Origin of the sequence: Microcoleus sp. N3A4 (genome assembly GCF_036701805.1) — a bacterium.
Classification (GTDB): domain Bacteria; phylum Cyanobacteriota; class Cyanobacteriia; order Cyanobacteriales; family Microcoleaceae; genus Microcoleus.
Map to the genome: position 1 here is coordinate 43901 of NZ_JAUBRJ010000008.1, position 17010 is coordinate 60910.

The 17010-nt window shown below is 47.9% G+C and carries 14 protein-coding genes; 9 read left to right on the forward strand and 5 right to left on the reverse strand.

Annotation, left to right across the window (positions count from 1 at the left end; all coding sequences use genetic code 11):
* Window positions 1-8: 8 nt before the first annotated feature.
* Window positions 9-575, reverse strand: coding sequence for a COP23 domain-containing protein (locus tag QUA56_RS07005; protein WP_333354989.1), 567 nt, complete (start codon window positions 573-575; stop codon window positions 9-11).
* A gap of 829 nt (window positions 576-1404) precedes the next feature.
* Here QUA56_RS07005 and QUA56_RS07010 point away from each other — a divergent pair.
* Both QUA56_RS07010 and QUA56_RS07015 read left to right on the forward strand, forming a co-directional pair.
* The gene (locus QUA56_RS07010; RefSeq protein WP_333354993.1) at window positions 1405-2010 is read left to right on the forward strand and encodes a hypothetical protein; all 606 of its coding nucleotides are present in this window, start codon (window positions 1405-1407) and stop codon (window positions 2008-2010) included.
* A 244-nt stretch (window positions 2011-2254) separates the two neighbouring features.
* Entirely contained in the window at window positions 2255-3631 is a 1377-nt protein-coding gene (locus tag QUA56_RS07015) for a cytochrome P450 (protein ID WP_333354996.1), read from the forward strand.
* A gap of 539 nt (window positions 3632-4170) precedes the next feature.
* Here QUA56_RS07015 and QUA56_RS07020 read toward each other — a convergent pair.
* Complete coding sequence (locus tag QUA56_RS07020; RefSeq protein ID WP_333354999.1) at window positions 4171-4458, reverse strand: hypothetical protein; 288 nt, start codon at window positions 4456-4458, stop codon at window positions 4171-4173.
* Window positions 4459-4955: 497 nt separating this feature from the next.
* Here QUA56_RS07020 and QUA56_RS07025 point away from each other — a divergent pair, with 497 nt between their 5' ends.
* The 3 genes from QUA56_RS07025 (at window position 4956) to QUA56_RS07035 (ending at window position 7431) form a co-directional block, all read left to right on the forward strand.
* A complete protein-coding gene (locus tag QUA56_RS07025; protein ID WP_333355001.1) occupies window positions 4956-5216 on the forward strand; it encodes a MoaD/ThiS family protein in 261 nt (86 codons plus the stop codon).
* A 497-nt stretch (window positions 5217-5713) separates the two neighbouring features.
* On the forward strand, window positions 5714-7012 hold the full coding sequence (thrC, locus tag QUA56_RS07030) for a threonine synthase (RefSeq protein ID WP_172188037.1): 1299 nt from the start codon (window positions 5714-5716) through the stop codon (window positions 7010-7012).
* Window positions 7013-7155: 143 nt separating this feature from the next.
* Window positions 7156-7431 carry a MoaD/ThiS family protein gene (locus tag QUA56_RS07035; protein WP_333355004.1) on the forward strand — a complete coding sequence of 92 codons (276 nt, stop codon included), beginning with the start codon at window positions 7156-7158 and terminating at the stop codon, window positions 7429-7431.
* A 499-nt stretch (window positions 7432-7930) separates the two neighbouring features.
* Here the strand turns inward: QUA56_RS07035 and QUA56_RS07040 are convergent, their stop codons facing one another.
* The 3 genes from QUA56_RS07040 to QUA56_RS07050 form a co-directional block, all read right to left on the reverse strand.
* Complete coding sequence (locus tag QUA56_RS07040; RefSeq protein WP_333355006.1) at window positions 7931-9808, reverse strand: ribonuclease J; 1878 nt, start codon at window positions 9806-9808, stop codon at window positions 7931-7933.
* A gap of 281 nt (window positions 9809-10089) precedes the next feature.
* Window positions 10090-11013: a 4-hydroxy-tetrahydrodipicolinate synthase gene (gene dapA / locus QUA56_RS07045; RefSeq protein WP_333355010.1), complete on the reverse strand. Its 924-nt coding sequence runs from the start codon at window positions 11011-11013 to the stop codon at window positions 10090-10092.
* Window positions 11014-11120: 107 nt separating this feature from the next.
* Complete coding sequence (locus tag QUA56_RS07050) at window positions 11121-12164, reverse strand: aspartate-semialdehyde dehydrogenase (protein WP_333355013.1); 1044 nt, start codon at window positions 12162-12164, stop codon at window positions 11121-11123.
* 118 nt (window positions 12165-12282) lie between these two features.
* Here QUA56_RS07050 and QUA56_RS07055 point away from each other — a divergent pair, with 118 nt between their 5' ends.
* The 4 genes from QUA56_RS07055 to clpX all read left to right on the forward strand — a co-directional run bounded on the left by QUA56_RS07055 (window position 12283) and on the right by clpX (window position 16997).
* Window positions 12283-12459, forward strand: a complete 177-nt coding sequence (locus tag QUA56_RS07055; protein WP_333355016.1) for a hypothetical protein — start codon at window positions 12283-12285, stop codon at window positions 12457-12459.
* Between the two features lie 289 nt (window positions 12460-12748).
* Window positions 12749-14167, forward strand: coding sequence for a trigger factor (gene tig, locus QUA56_RS07060; RefSeq protein ID WP_333355017.1), 1419 nt, complete (start codon window positions 12749-12751; stop codon window positions 14165-14167).
* Between the two features lie 790 nt (window positions 14168-14957).
* Window positions 14958-15647 carry an ATP-dependent Clp endopeptidase proteolytic subunit ClpP gene (gene clpP, locus QUA56_RS07065; protein WP_333355020.1) on the forward strand — a complete coding sequence of 230 codons (690 nt, stop codon included), beginning with the start codon at window positions 14958-14960 and terminating at the stop codon, window positions 15645-15647.
* 9 nt (window positions 15648-15656) lie between these two features.
* Window positions 15657-16997: an ATP-dependent protease ATP-binding subunit ClpX gene (gene clpX / locus QUA56_RS07070; RefSeq protein WP_333355022.1), complete on the forward strand. Its 1341-nt coding sequence runs from the start codon at window positions 15657-15659 to the stop codon at window positions 16995-16997.
* The last annotated feature ends 13 nt before the right edge of the window (window positions 16998-17010 follow it).

Sequence of the window (17010 nt, forward strand, 5' to 3'; positions counted from 1 at the left end):
GCCAATCCTTAAGGCAGTTCGGACGGCGGGGAAAAAGGGGGCTGCTGCGCCCCATCGGCAGTGTTTTCCCCTAGTTTTTCCCTGACATCAATGTAAGGAATTTTACTGGTTTCATCAAAAGACGGCATCCCGACATATCCTTGGCGCCAAGCCAACAAATTATACAAAGAGCCGATCGGGTCTTGGCCGGGTCTGAGGGTATAAATCAAATTTTGACACAGCCCATTGACTTGATTCGCCGTGCAGATGACGTTCTGGCCGTTCATCTGGCCTGCAGTAATGTACTTGAGCACCCGTTGGCGGCGATAGGTTTCGAGGCGTTGGCTGACTAATTGGCACCGAGTTGCCGGATTGTAGCCAGAACCGGAGAAATAATCCGAAGTCCACTCAATCCAAGGCTCTACGGCACCTTGAGGGTTTTGGTACACCGTCACCGGCGCACCGGTCGAGGTGCTGCACCGAAATCCACTTTCCCCCGGTGCTCGCCGACCGTAACTCGGTTGAGAAGCAACCGTCAGGCCGCTGAGGCCGATCGCTGTTGCCACCAAAACTTTTGTCAATAATTGCTGTTTCATGATATTTTGACTCTTTTTTAGAGGATTCGGGACAAAAATCACCGAATGCTGCGATAACCCTCTTGACACGCCTGTTCGTGAAAGATCCGCTGACTTCGGAATAATGTTATTCGCGACTTGACCGAAAGCATCCAGGATATAAGCCCCCGGATTCATCCGTCCAGAAATAAAAAACCTGTATCCGATCGAGGAGCCCCCGAATTTATTCGTGGGGTGAATGCTTCAAATCTCAAATCTCAAATCTCAAATCTCAAATCTCAAATCGATTGACCAGAAACCAGTTTTTTTACGAAAACACTTCGTTGCAGCCCTTATGCCTGGTTAAAAAACCCGGTTTCTTCGCTCTTGATGCGTAAGTTTTGATATTGTTCGCGACTGGCGCATTCCCTCTAACCGCGCTTTCGACGCCGTTCAAAAACCGCGCCAAAGGCGAGCTTAAAATACGCGCGCCAGTCTGAATTCTGTCCTGATTACTACTAATCAAACTCAGGCTTTTACCAACCGGAAAGAGGCTTTTCACCTCAGACCTTGGGACGGCTCGAGTTGGAACGGTACATCACACCACTGACAAGGTATTTGATATCACTTGCGAGCTGAGTCGCGAGCTCGATCTGCTGAGATACGAAGACTGTAGGGTTGCACCTATGAGGGGGTAAAACCCCTCATAGTTTATCTAACACTAAAATCAAGGTATTAACAAGAACTCTTAACTTGTTTTCATCTCCGTACTGCGGGAAATACTTCTAAGTGAGTGTAATCAGGGATTAAGTGCTTTCTACCACCAAAATTCACCCTCCATACACTGACATTTAGTAGAGTATTAAAAACTATGAATCGTATCTGCAAACAGTTCGGATATTTAGGCGTGTGGTTAATTTTGATGGGCGGTAGCAGTTGTTCTAGCTCAGATGCAGCTACCTCGACCGAAAACCAGAGCCGACTCCCAGCAAGCGCCCGTCAGTTCCAACACCTACAGCTAACGGGAAATCAAATTGAGGCTCGATCGAGTCAATTAACGCAGCCTTCTAACTCTGTTGCGTCAGTTTTAGGCAGTGCGGCAGTCTCAGAGAATACTGTCACCGTTAGGGTTTATAAGGTAGACAATCTGTGTCAAACTCTGAAGCCGGAAACAGTTACTGGCCCAGAGAACCAGTTAATGTCATCGGCGGTTAATGAAGTGTTAAAGCAGCAGATTTTCGATAGTCTTGGTTTGGCTGGTTATCGCCTCAAGATCGATCGCGACCTCGGAATAGCTACCGTGGATCTGCGAGCCTCCGGGACTTCCCGCCAGAAATTGCAAAATCTGTCGAGTTGTCAGATGTTAGGTTTGTTCGGGGGCGTGCGCCAAACTTTAACCAGTTATGCTCCTTGGCAAATCAAAACTGTGCGTTTTACAGAGCTTGGAGAGGATATTTTGAACACCGTTCGAGAATAATCTATTAAAATTATTGAAGATAGGACTTACCCAATTTCCGCTTAAAAAAGCGGAGTTCGGAGACTTTGAATAAACGTTCAAAGCCTTTGATTGTTGTCGATCGCGACTTACGCACAAAAACTCCAGAAACCGGGTTTTTCTAACCAAGGCCGATCGCAAAGCGCGATGTTTTTTCCTAGAAAAACCCGGTTTTTGCGCCTAAGAGTATTGATGTTCCTCAAGTCCTACGACAACCACAATTTCTATGACACTACCTGACGGCCCCAAAAACCCCCGCTTCGTGCAGCTAATTCAATGGATTGCCGATCCGCTGACATACCTGGATGTATGTGCCAAAAAGTACGGGGAGATTTTCACCGCTCGATGGAGCAACCTCAAACCATTTGTGATGATTCACAACTCGCAAGCGATCGAGCAAATGCTCAACAGCAAAGCTTTTGACGCTCCAGGCGATATCAACGGTATTCTCAAACCCTTGCTGGGAGAACAATCCATGATTGTGATCTCTGGAGAAAAGCACAAACGCGACCGCCAATTATTGATGCCGCCCTTTCACGGGGAACGGATGCGGAATTACGGTCAACAAATTTGCGATATCGCTGCTGATGTCGCCAGTAAATGGTCGGTCGATCGACCTTTTGTGGCCCGCACCGCTATGCAGGAAGTCACCATGCGGGTAATTTTGCAAGCTGTCTTCGGTCTGGATGACGGCCCGCGGTTGCAGCAACTGTCCCCGCTGCTGGCTGCGATTATTGATACGATCGACTCTCCTTTGCGATCGAGTATGCTATTTCTGCCTTGGATGCAGCAAGATTGGGGATCTTGGAGTCCTTGGGGACGGATGAAACAGCAGCAGCGAAAAATTAACGAACTGATGGACGCGGAAATTGCCGAACGCAGACTGCAACCAGACGAAAACCGCACCGATATTCTCAGCTTAATGATGGCCGCGCGCGACGAAAACGGGCAACCGATGACGAAGGTCGAATTGCGCGACGAGTTGATGACGCTGCTGTTTGCAGGCCACGAAACCACAGCAACGGCCCTAGCTTGGGCATTTTACTGGATTCACAGTTTGCCCTCGGTGCGCCAGAAGTTGCTGCAAGAATTGGACAGTTTGGGGGAAAATCCCGACCCGATGGAGATTTCCCGCTTGCCTTATCTGAGTGCAGTTTGTCAGGAGACGCTGCGAATTTACCCGGTGGGAATGCTGACGTTTCCGCGAGTAGTGCGTCAGCCAGTGGAACTGATGGGACATCAACTCGAACCGGGTACGGTTGTTTTCGGCTCGATTTATTTGACCCACAGACGGGAAGATTTGTATCCAGAACCGCTGCAATTTAAACCGGAACGGTTTTTGGAGAGGCAATTCTCGCCTTACGAATATTTGCCCTTTGGGGGCGGCAGCCGCCGCTGTATCGGCTTGGCGCTGGCGCAGTTGGAGATGAAACTGGTGCTGGGAACCATTTTGCGGAATTTTGACCTAGTATTGGCCGAGAAAAAGCCCGTACAGGCAAAACGCCGAGGGGTGACTTTAGGGCCGGCCGGCGGCGTGCGGATGGCCCTGCTGGGGCGGCGGATGCGGCAGCAGAGGCCGGAACCTGTCGCTACTGGGGTTTAAAGTCGCAGCAGTTGCAGCGGACGATCGAACTTTCAGCTTTGAGTGCAAACAATTTAGGGAGAAGGTGCGATCGTCCGCGAATGCCACCATTTTTTGTAGCACCCGCTACAGATAAACAGCTAGAATCCTTAACCTGTAACCCTCACCCCTCTCAATTTTCAAATTTTCAGTCTAAAATATTAGGAGCCTTGCAAACACATCCTGAAAGCAAAAGTGGGTGATTGCAATAGTCCTCTTGATATCTCAAAAGCCTGGCTGCCATACTTTAAAAACATATGCATACCCTGTTATTCAGCAAGGTCGGAAGCGTGTTGGCATTGCCTGCAATCTTCCGACCTCTTTATTTTTTGGGCTACTTCAGGCATTCGGCACAAGATGCAAAAGGCAAGGCAAAAATATAAATTCTCCCCCTGTCCGCATCTGCCCCTCTCCCCAATCTAGAGCTTCTGCTTCTAATTGAAATAGAATCCGACAGCAAGTTTAAGGAAGCACTAAGGAATAATTAATAACTTGTTAAACGATCTCCTTTTGCCCTTCTCTCAATCTTCTGTTTTCAGAAATTCCGATACCGAGACAGACTTCGGGAGACTCTCCATATCTTGAATTTCGCTTTCGTGGGCAAAAAACTCGACTTCTTTGTCGTCAATCTCGATCTGATAGCTAGCGGTAGCAGTCACAATCCGCCGCTTTTTCTTATCTTCTATTAAAACCCAACACACGACAGGTCTTACCCACCTCTCAACGTGCTGGTTTTGCTTCGTACTCCCAAAGGCATACCAGCCTTTAGCTTCAATAATTTGAAGCACTTTAAAATCATTATTTGCCATATATATCTCGATCGCGTTAATTATTTCCGAATTATTCTTAGATAAAACGGCATACTTGCTTTGCAGGAGAAAGGTTTGGAAAATCCAAGCCGCATTTTAAAACCTGATTTGTGGTCAGATAAGCGGTTGGCAGGGCCTTGTCTGCGTTGTTGCCTGCTAAATTTAGTGCGAGGTTTTTGTACTATCCCACAATTACCGTAAAGTATTTACACCGCAACGTCAAAAATTAGTCTCTCAGTTGCATCAACAGCAGCCAACTAGAGCTTAGCTAGCTGCATCTAAGTGGATGCCAACGGCTTATAACCCTCGGTTGGTGAGAGCGATCGGCATACAATCCTGTTCGGACTTTTTGCTGCAATCAACTGTCATTTTTGCCGGATGGGGTAAAACTTAACTAGAGATTGCCGCTTTCAATTTTAAGCCTCAGCGCGCCTAATTCCCAATTAATTGTATGGTGTAGTTGATAATTGCCAAACTGTCGATCGCACTAAACTGCCGTGTCAAACTCTTCGATTACCGTCACCGTTAAACTGTTCGCCGCCTTCAGTGAAGCCTACGGCGTTTCGGAACTTACAGTAGAACTTCCTCCCGAAACCCCAGTGTCTCAAGTGCTCGAAAGCTCGATCGCCCAATATCCTCAATTAGAACAATGGCGATCGCGCACCCGCTTCGGCATCAACCTGGAATTCGTCTCCCCCGACACCATCCTCCAAGACGGCGACGAAGTTGTACTTATCCCCCCCGTCAGCGGTGGATAGGCTAAGTTGGTTAATCTGAAATGTTGCACCATTCTCAATAAGCTATTTATGAACAGGCTTTTCGGCCTGTGAAGCGAGAAAATTCATCTCTCGCTTCACAGGCATCTTGCCTGTTCTTGAGAATGTTGCAACATCTGAGTTAATCAAAAATTCGAGGTTTTGTAGTTGTGTTCGATCGCACGACTGCCCAATTGTTAGCCCCAAAAAGATTTATTAAGTTTTGTAACAATTCCGTCGGCCAATCATCCTTGAGTTCGATCGGGCTCGCGTGCGGGCCTGACAATCAGGATTCCCAGCCCGATCCTGAAAACAAGTCAAATCCTTGTGGGGAGTAGGGGTTGGGCGTCCCGCCCGCCCAAATATCAAAGTTAAATACACCGCTGTTTAACTAAAAAATCAATCCCGACTAAAAAAATCGGGTATGGTTGACGGGGTAAATTGACCGTGCTAATCTTGCACAAGACTAAGAAAACATCGCAAAACTAGAGAGTTGAGCTATGACCCAGGCAACCAGAACCCAATCCACAGCAGCAACCTTCACAGCCCTCAAATGTAAAGAATGCGGCGAAGAGTACGAACTCCAAGCCAAGCACGTCTGCGATTGCTGTTTTGGCCCGCTTGAAGTCAAGTACGACTACGACGCCATCCGCCGCACCGTCACTCGCCAAACCATCCAAGCCGGCCCCAACTCGATCTGGCGCTACCGCGCATTTTTACCAGTTGCTACAGATAACGTCATCGATGTCGGCACGGGGATGACTCCTCTACTAAAATCCCACCGCTTGGCGCGCCGCCTCGGTCTAAAAAATCTTTATATTAAAAACGATGCCGTCAATATGCCCACTCTCAGCTTTAAAGACAGAGTGGTGTCAGTCGCCCTGAGCAGAGCGAGAGAATTGGGTTTCACAACGGTATCCTGTGCCAGCACCGGCAATTTAGCTAACTCTACGGCTGCGATCGCCGCCCACGCCGGACTCGACTGCGTAGTCTTCATCCCCTCAGACTTAGAAGCAGGCAAAGTCCTAGGCACTCTGATTTACAATCCCACTGTCATGGCAGTTCACGGCAACTACGACCAAGTTAACCGCCTCTGCTGCGAAGTCGCCAATACACACGGCTGGGGATTTGTCAATATCAACTTGCGTCCCTACTACTCCGAAGGCTCGAAAACCCTCGGGTACGAAGTTGCCGAACAGCTAGGCTGGCAATTGCCCGATCACATCGTCGCTCCCCTAGCTTCCGGCTCTTTGTTCACAAAAATTTACAAAGGTTTTCAAGAATTTACCGAAGTCGGTTTAGTGGATGAAAAGAAAGTCAGATTCAGCGGCGCCCAAGCTGACGGCTGTTCCCCCATCGCCCAAGCCTTCCGCGAAGGCCGCGATTTCGTCAAACCGGTGAAACCGAATACAATTGCTAAGTCGATCGCGATCGGCAATCCAGCCGACGGTATGTACGCCCTCGACATCGCCCGCAAAACAGGTGGCAACATCGAATCCGTCAGCGACACCGAAATCATCGAAGGCATGAAACTCCTAGCAGAAACCGAAGGCATTTTCACAGAAACCGCAGGCGGCACGACAATCGCAGTCTTGAAGAAACTCGTAGAAGCAGGTAAAATCGACCCCGACGAAACTACCGTCGCCTACATTACCGGCAACGGCTTAAAAACCCAAGAAGCCGTCCAAGGTTACATCGGCGAACCCATCACCCTCGAACCAAAAATAGAAGCCTTCGAGCGTGCCCTAGAGCGCGCCCGCACACTCGAACGTTTAGAATGGCAACAAGTTTCGGTTTAACAGTTATTAGTCATTAGTTATTAGTTATTGGTTATTGGGATCGACAACCGACAACTGACAACTAACAACCGACAACTAACAACTAACAACTAACAACTGACTACTGACTACTGACTACTGACTAAGGACTAAGGACTAAAAAAATGACTGTTAAAGTTTTAATTCCCACTCCCCTGCAAAAATTCACCAACAATCAAGCCACAATAGAATGCGGCGGCGGCAATATTTCCGAACTGATTGAATCGCTGGAAACAAATTGTCCCGGCATTAAAAAGAGCCTGTGCGACGAACAAGGAACACCTCGCAGATTTCTCAACTTCTACGTCAACAGTGAAGACATCCGGTTTTTGGAAGGTACAGAAACTGCTCTTCAAGATGGCGATGAAGTGAGTATTGTACCGGCGGTTGCTGGTGGTTGATTTGTGACCGCAGATGCAGGCAGATAAACACTGATGAACGCAGATAGTTATTGAATCTATCTGCGTTCATTTGCGTTTATCCGCAGTTGCAAATCAAAGTTTTAATGGGAGCATCCCAATTTGGTAAAAAGCCGTTTTTTAGGAGTGCGAGCGTCTCGCTCGCGACCTATGCCGTTCGCTATGGACGACGTGAGCGCGCTATATAGCAATCCTAAATGATTTGCTTGCATTATACGCGAGCTTTCTGGCTCGCACTGCAAGGATTCTGGTCTCGCTCGAGAGAGGCGGCTGATGCGAGGATTGCTATATCATCGAAATATATTATTCTGATGCAACCGTCCACGATCTGAAAGCAAAAATGGGATGCTCCCGTTTTAATTCCTCTGATTGTTTTTGAACTGCAGATGGGGCAGATCGACACAGATGAACGCAGATAATGATTTAATTTAATCTATCTGCGTTTATTTGCGTCGATCTGCGGTTGCAAATTACGATCGAACTAGGAGGCGACGGAAGCTACTTTTGCAGCAGTCCGGGGACGGCGGCGGCCTGTTACTTTATTCACAGGGGCTGGTACTGGGGCTGCTACTGGTGATGCTACTGATGATGCTAGTTTAGGCGCTTCTATGGAAAGCTGAGATGTTTGAACAGTTTCAGATCGCACTGCTTCTTCAGGAATTTGCATCAGGAATACCAGCATCGGATTGCTTTGCAGTTCCCGGCGCAGCACTCGCCCAATTGCTTTTTCTATTTGCGTTTGAACTCCTACCCAGTCAACATCAACTTGTGAGTCAGGAGTTGCGGGTTTTACAAATTCTGACCAGCGATCGCTCAAAACTGTTTCAATGGTTTGAGTGATTAATTTGATCACAACTTCGCGATCGGCTGAGGTCACTACACCTTTCAAGTGGACTTCTGGTTTGGCAACCAACTTGCCTTCCCAGTTCAACGCCGCCGCTACAGTTACGGCGCCATCTCCAGCCAACTGCTGGCGTTCTTTGAGGACGTTCGCTTTGACAACTCCCGATCGAGAAGAGTCTACTAATTCAATTCCTGAAGGCACTTTAGCCCCAAGTCGCATCGAATTTTCAGTTAATTCTACGACATCGCCGTTGTCAATAATCACCATATTGCTAGCGGGAATGCCCATGCTTTGAGCCGTCTTGGAATGCTGAACCAGCATCCGGTGTTCCCCGTGTACCGGCAAGAAGAACTTGGGACGAGTCATGTTAATCATTAACTTTTGGTCTTCTTGACAGCCGTGTCCCGAAACGTGAATGCCTTTGTCGCGGCCGTAAACCACGTTTGCTCCCAGCATCATCAGTTTATCGATCGTGTTTACCACTGCGATCGTATTTCCCGGAATTGGGTTAGCTGAGAATATGACTGTATCGCCTTTTCTGATCTTCAGTTCGTGATGTTCGCCGTTAGCAATGCGAGTCATCGCCGCCATCGGTTCGCCTTGGGAACCTGTGGTTAAAATCAGAACCTTGTCATCGGGTAAATTGCGGATTTCTTTGAGAGGTTTGAAAAGACTATCTTCGCATTTGATGTAGCCGAGATTGCGGCAGTGAGCGATGACGTTAAGCATCGATCGACCAACTACTCCTACATACCGATTGTTTTTCTTAGCCAATTCTAAAACAATTTGCAAACGGTGTACCGACGAAGCAAAAGTCGTGATCATTACCCGTCCCGTTGCTTGAGCGATAATTCTGTCTAAATTCGGAGCAACCGAACGTTCTGAAGCAGTAAAACCGGGAACTTCCGAGTTAGTAGAATCGCTGATCAAGCACAGCACGCCTTTTTCGCCGTACTCCGCCAGTTTCTGCAAGTCAAAATGTTCGCCGTCCACAGGAGTGTGGTCAATTTTAAAGTCTCCGGTATGGATCAAAATTCCCACTGGAGTGTGAATTGCCACCGTGAAACTGTCGGCCATCGAGTGAGTGTTGCGAATGTATTCGACTAAAAAATGCTTGCCAATTCTTACCGTGTCGCGGGGTCTAACTGTCCTCAATTCTGTGCGGTGAGACACTCCCGCTTCTTCCAATTTTCCGGCTAGCAAAGCCATCGCCAAACGCGGCCCGTAAATCACCGGAATTTCAAATTGTTTGAGGTGATAGGGGATGCCGCCAATGTGGTCTTCGTGACCGTGAGTGACGATCATACCTTTAATTTTGTGGCTGTTTTCCCGCAGGTAAGTCATGTCTGGGAGGACAATATTTACACCGTGCATTCCATCTGTCGGGAACGCTAAACCTGCATCTAAAAGAATTATTTCGTCGCCGTACTCGAACACACAAGTGTTTTTACCGATTTCGTGCAGCCCGCCGAGGGGAATAACTTTTAGAGCAGGTGCAGTTGTATTTTTGATCATGCGTATCCTTTGTTAGTTATTTTTGTTATTTGTCTGTTGTCTGTTGTCTGTCGTCTGTCGTCTGTCGTCTGTCGTCTGTCGTCTGCTGTTCGTTGGTAGGGCAATATTTTTCCAAATATTTATGGAAAACTCCCCAGCGGGTTTTACTATCCCGTACAGTCAGTTGTCTTTTGCCTTCAGTCTTTAATCCTCAGTCTTGAATTTTTGACTGTTAGCTAATTACTAACAGTTAATTACTAATGACTGATGACTAACAACTAATGACTTATCACAACCAATATTCAGTTGTCTGAAAACTCGTTCTCGCCCCTCTTGATAGCTGATACTGCGGCTAGCTGGCTCAGTACGTCCTTTAACTTTTGAGTCATCTCAACGGGCGGATCGCACAGGGGCAGACGGGTGGAACCTACATCCCAGCCTTGAAGTTTAAGAGCTGTCTTGACCAGAATGGGATTTGTGGTGAGAAAAAGAGCTTTAAACAGGTCAAAAAGTTGCAAGTGAATCTGGGTAGCGACTTGAACTTGACCGGTCTCGAAAGCTTCGATCATCTGTTGCAGTTGTTCTCCTACCAGATGGCTGGCTACGCTAACTACACCAGATCCTCCTACCGCCAACATCGGCAAAGTTAGGGAATCATCTCCAGAATAAATGGCAAATTCAGGGGATGTCAAGCACCGAATTTGACTTGCTTGATCCAAGTTGCCACTTGCTTCTTTTACGGCCACAATATTGGGGATTTCGGCCAATCGAGCCACCGTCTCCGGCAACATATTTTGGCCGGTGCGACCGGGGATGTTATATAACATTATAGGCAATTCAGGAACAGATTGCGCGATCGCCCGAAAATGATTGTACAAACCTTCTTGCGGCGGCTTGTTGTAATAAGGAACCACCTGCAAACAACCATCTAACCCTAGTTTAGCTGCTTTTTTCGTAGCTGCGACTGCTTCTGAAGTAGAATTAGATCCCGCTCCTGCGATTACCAACGCCTTACCGGCCACCGCCTTTTGTACCACCTGAAATAATTCGTACTCTTCATCCCAGGTCATAGTGGGAGACTCGCCAGTAGTTCCGCACACTACCAAGCTATCCGTACCGCGATCGGCTAAATGAACTGCCAATTGTTCTGCTACCGCATAGTTAACGCTGCCGTCTTCCTTAAACGGCGTAATCATTGCAGTCAGAACCCGTCCAAACTTTACCACACTTTCTCCGATTTTAGACTGTTGATGTTTGATTTTAAATTTTTGATTTCAGATGAAAGGTTTATCTAAAATCCCCAATTTCAATTTCCAAATTGCCAGGGTTCCCCCTAATTAGAAGCCGCCGCCGCTTGGGTTCGCAACAAATCTTTGTCTACCAGCAACTCAGCTATCTGCACCGCATTTAAAGCTGCCCCTTTGCGGATTTGATCGCCCGACAGCCACATCTCCAACCCGCAGGGGTGAGAAATATCTTGGCGAATCCTGCCGACTAACACCTCATCCTTACCGCTGGCCTCGGCAGGCATCGGGAAATGATTTGCTTGCCAGTCTTCTACCAGCTTAACCCCGCTTGCCTGCTTTAAGATTTCCCTGGCCTCGATCGGGCTAAAAGGCTCTGCAAACTCTAGATTAATCGCTTCCGAATGAGCGCGCAGTACGGGAACCCGGACACAAGTTGCAGTAATTTTAATCTCGTCCGTACCAAATATCTTCCGAGTTTCGTTTACCATTTTCATCTCTTCCTCACAATACCCCAAATCGTTAATCGGGGTGTTGTGCGGAAACAAATTAAATGCTAGAGGGTAGGGAAATATATCTGTTTTGGGCGTTTCCCCCTGCAAAATTGCTCTTGCTTGAGCTTTCATTTCCTCCATTGCCCTCGCGCCCGCGCCACTGGCAGACTGGTAAGTCGCTACAACTATGCGCTGTACCGGCCTAACTTTGTGAAGCGGCCAAACAGCAACTGCCATCAAAATCGTCGTGCAGTTGGGATTAGCAATTATACCTCGGTGAGCTGCCGCCGCCTGGGGATTGACTTCGGGAACCACTAGCGGTACGGTCGCATCCATGCGGAAAGCGCTAGAATTGTCAATTACCACTGCTCCGGCTGCTACTGCTTTGGGAGCCCAAAATTTAGAAGTAGAGCCACCGGCGGAGGCGAGCACTATATCTACATTATCAAACGATCGCGCCGAAACTGCTTCGACCGGCAGCATCTCGCCGCCAAAAGGCAAGGTAGTGCCTGCTGAACGTTCCGAAGCCAGCAGCTTCAAGTTAGAAATCGGAAAACTCCTGCTGTGCAGGAGTTCTAGCAACTCGGCACCGACGGCGCCGGTGGCTCCTAAAATGGCAACTCGATAGGATTGAGACAAATTAGTTTCCTCCACAAATTAGAGTCTAAACGATCCAAATCAAAAATTTAAATAACTGCAATTCTCAATATCAAACTTAATTAATGTTATGCGATATCAGGAGCATGAGAGGATAGCAATGGTGCAGTTAACTGAAACGGGCGATCGGACTTCCCAATTGCGACGCGCGATCGTACCCAATACAAGTTTAGCATCTTTTGCCGTTAGCGAAGCCCTTGAAGAGGATCGCCCGCGCCCAATCCGCATCCGGTTAGGTTTTGGGATATATCTGCATTTTAGCAGGCGCATCCATTGACTTTTGACCGATCGCTGCCGCCAGCAAGATTGACATCACAGAGCGATATGTGCTATGGTGCATCGGCAATTAGTGGACTTAACCTCCACATTCTTAGCAGCAAAAGCTAGTTTCCTCAGACCAAAACTATTTGGCAAGAGCCAAAAAAGTAGCCGGCAACGACTTACAGTCTCATCCGGTAAAGGTGTTTGTAGTTGTGCCGTTACGAGTCAAAGCGTACAAAATTAAAATGCAGGCAAAGTCAGATTTGTATGTATTTTATTACTATTGTTAAATATCAAAAAAGCCGATGAAAGTAACCCAGGAAAAACTTCCAGCCAGCCAAATTGGTCTGGAAATCGAAATTCCATCAGAAAAGTCAAAACAAGCTTACGAGCAAGTAATTAAACAATTCGCTCGCGAGGTCAATATTCCTGGGTTCCGCAAAGGCAAAGTTCCCCGCCAAGTTTTGCTACAGCGCCTAGGCCAGACTCGCTTGAAGGCGACGGCTTTGGAAAATTTGATTAACGATTCGCTGCAAAAAGCCCTCGAACAAGAAAAAATTCCGGCAATTGGCAGTTTTGAACTTCGCACCGAGTTTGAAGAATTACTAGCTAAGTTCGATCCAGAACAGCCTCTGATTTTTTCGGCTAAGGTTGACGTAGAACCCGAAGTGAAAATGGGTCAGTACACCGGTTTGCAGCTTCAAGCAGAAGAAGCTAAGTATGATGAGACTCAGGTAGATGAGGTATTGGAAAAGTATCGATCGGACAAAGCTACTTTAATCCCCGTAGAAAGCCGGCCGGCTCAGTTGGGAGACACGGCTTTGGTTGATTTCTCCGGTAGATTTGCGGAAGCACCCGAAGGCGAAACTCCCGCAGAAATTCCCGGCGGCGATGCAGAAGACTTTCAAGTAGAACTGTCGGAAAATCAGTTTGTACCGGGCTTTATCCAAGGCATGATCGGAATGAATCCGGGAGAAACTAGAGAAGTTTCCGTGCAGTTCCCTCCGGAGTACAGCAGTGAAGAATTAGCGGGAAAACCGGCAGTCTTTACGATTACCCTCAAAGAACTTAAGGAAAAAGAATTGCCGGAGTTGGACGACGATTTCGCCCAAGAAGTCAGCGAGTTTGAAACTTTAGCAGAACTGCGCGAGTCCCTCGAAACTCGGTTTAAAGCAGACCAAGAAAACAAGACATCAGCTAATAAGGAAAAAGCTATATCAGCAGCACTCGTGCAGCTAATAGAAGTGGAAATTCCCGAAACAATGCTCGATCGCGAAATTGATTACTTGCTGAATCAACAAGCCCTCCAATTGAAAAATTACGGCATAGATATCAACCAACTCTTTACCGAAGAAAATATGGGCCCGATGCGCGAACGCTCGCGCCCGGAAGCAGTCGATCGGCTCAAGCAGACTCTAGCTCTGGCAGAAATAGCCAAGCTAGAATCCTTATCTGTGGAAGACGCAGAAGTAGCAGCAGAAGTAGCAAAAGTCAGAAAGCAGTTTCCCAAAGGAGATTTTGATCCCCAAAGGTTGCAGGAATTTGTCAGGGAAGACTTGCTCAAACAAAAAACCCTGAAGTGGTTGGAAGAAAAAGGGACGATCGAACTCGTACCAGAAGGCTCTCTGAATCCCGCAGCAGAAGAATCAGAAGCATCAGACGCTGAAGTTTCAGGAGAAGAAGCAGCCACAAGCGTCGAAGTGGAAGTCGTAGGCCAAGAGTAGAACCAGAGGTTTCGCTTCCAAAAACTCAACTACAAGCTGCGGGTGCGCGGTGCGCGCCCGCAGCTTAACTACAAGCTGCGGGCGCGCACCGCCCATATTATCCTTAGCTATAGATCCAACAGATTGGTTGGCATTAGTCCTGTCTGCCCAAAAATAAACCGGCCCGAACCAGAAAGCGATAATTTGCAAATAAGTCTTTTAACTCAAAACTCCAAACTATCTAGGGGAAGAGATAATTTGCGAATAAGTCTTTTAACTCACTGACAAGCGAATTTCAAAGGTGGTACCCGCCACGCGATTTATCCGTGGAATCAATCCACAATCTCAAATCTAAAATCCTCAAGCCCCCGAATTTATCCGTGGGGTCAATCCAAAATCCAAAATCTAAAATCTAAAATCGAATGACGGTGCTACGCCCGAAAAGTCACGAAGCAATCTCAAAACTCATAAATCATCACTTCCTAAAAGCAGCGATGATTTGTAAGTATAGCCTTTCTCAAAAAGATGAGGTATGACTGACAGCTTACATAACCACCCAGACTTATTGGGCTGAAGCCCAACTACGTACCTGATCTTTCTGAGAACCGCTATAAGTCTTTTAACTCATTCACCCCGCGAGCCTTGCGAGTCACCCCAGCGTTGCGCCGATCGCAGAAAGCACTCTCAAAACTCAAAACTCCGCATTCCCCCCATCTCCCTTCAGAAGAGGCATAATAGTTAAAAGCTGGCGGCTTAATTTAAAGCTTTCATCAGCAGCAGCAAATTGTCTCAAATCCTTGACTGGTGTCTTATGGTTGTATCTCAATCTTCCAATTACCTAATTACAAGCTATAACGATTTTGATGTCAGTTCCAGCCCCAGCAATGTAGTGCCGATGGTACTAGAACAGTCGGGGATGGGCGAGCGGGCTTTTGACATTTACTCGCGCTTGCTGCGGGAGCGAATTGTGTTTTTAGGAACTCCCGTAACCGACGAAGTTGCTGACTCGATAGTGGCTCAGCTTTTGTATCTAGATGCCGAAGACCCAGAAAAAGATGTCCAAATGTACATTAATTCCCCCGGCGGCTCGGTGACGGCCGGAATGGCAATTTATGACACAATGCAGCAAATCCGCCCGGATGTGGTGACGATTTGTTACGGTTTGGCAGCGAGTATGGGCGCATTTCTGCTGACAGCAGGAGCAGCCGGCAAGCGGATGTCTCTTCCGAGTTCCCGGATTATGATCCACCAGCCGCTTGGAGGAGCTCAAGGTCAAGCAGTTGATATTGAGATTCAAGCCAAAGAAATCCTTTATCATAAGCGTAAGCTGAATGAACTGTTAGCGCACCACACAGGTCAACCGCTCGACAAATTAGAGGCTGATACTGAGCGCGACTTTTTTATGTCAGCCGAGGAAGCCAAAAATTACGGTTTGGTCGATCGAGTTATCGAAAAGGAAAACCTTCCGGCGGCGGGAGAGAATGTCACTCCACTGAAATAAGAGGCTGTTATGTCTAAGTACGACTCCCATCTAAAATGTTCGTTTTGTGGCAAGTCTCAAGAGCAAGTACGCAAGTTGATCGCAGGCCCAGGGGTGTATATCTGCGACGAATGCGTGGACTTGTGCAATGAAATTTTAGATGAGGAGTTGTTTGATTCGAGTGCAGTGCCTGCAGCGGCGGCTCCGAAGCAGGAAACGGCGCAAAAGCGCCGCGCTACCTCGGGCAAAAGTATGTCGCTGAGCCAAATTCCGAAGCCGAGGGAAATTAAAAATTACCTCGACGAAAACGCGATCGGGCAAGATGAGGCGAAAAAGGTGCTCTCGGTGGCAGTTTACAACCACTACAAGCGCCTGAGCTTTATCCATGCCAAAAATAGTGGCAAGCACCCGCCGGAAGAAGTAGAACTGCAAAAATCGAATATTTTGTTAATCGGGCCGACGGGCTGCGGGAAAACGCTGCTGGCTCAGACGTTGGCGGATATGCTGGACGTACCCTTTGCGGTGGCTGACGCGACGACGCTGACGGAAGCTGGCTATGTCGGCGAAGATGTGGAAAATATTTTGCTGCGGCTGCTGCAAGTGGCAGATATGGACGTGGAAGAGGCGCAGCGCGGCATTATTTATATTGATGAAATTGACAAAATTGCCCGCAAGAGCGAAAACCCTTCGATTACGCGGGATGTGTCTGGGGAAGGGGTGCAGCAGGCGCTGTTGAAAATGCTTGAGGGGACGATCGCCAATGTACCTCCCCAAGGCGGCCGCAAGCATCCCTATCAAGACTGCATCCAAATTGATACCAGCAATATCATGTTTATCTGCGGCGGTGCTTTTGTCGGTCTTGAGAAAGTGATAGAGCAGAGAACGGGCAAAAAGTCAATGGGTTTTATTCAACCCGGAGAAGCTCAGCCGAAGGAAAAGCGGGCTGCTGACGTTCTCAAGCAACTGGAACCGGATGATTTGGTGAAGTTTGGGATGATTCCTGAGTTTATCGGGCGGGTACCGGTGGCGGCGGTGTTAGAGCCGCTGGATGAGGAAACGCTGATGGCGATTTTGACTGAACCGCGCAATGCTTTGGTTAAGCAGTATCAAAAGCTGCTGAAGATGGATAACGTGCAGTTGGAGTTTAAGCCGGATGCGATTCGGGCGATCGCCCAGGAAGCATACCGCCGCAAAACAGGAGCGCGGGCGCTGCGGGGAATTGTCGAAGAATTGATGTTGGATGTGATGTACGAGTTGCCGTCGCGCAAGGATGTTGCCCGGTGTACGATTACTAAGGAAATGGTCGAGAAGCGATCGACCGCCGAGCTGTTGGTACTTCCGTCTTCGCTACCAAAACCGGAGTCAGCTTAAAAGCAAGGTTTTC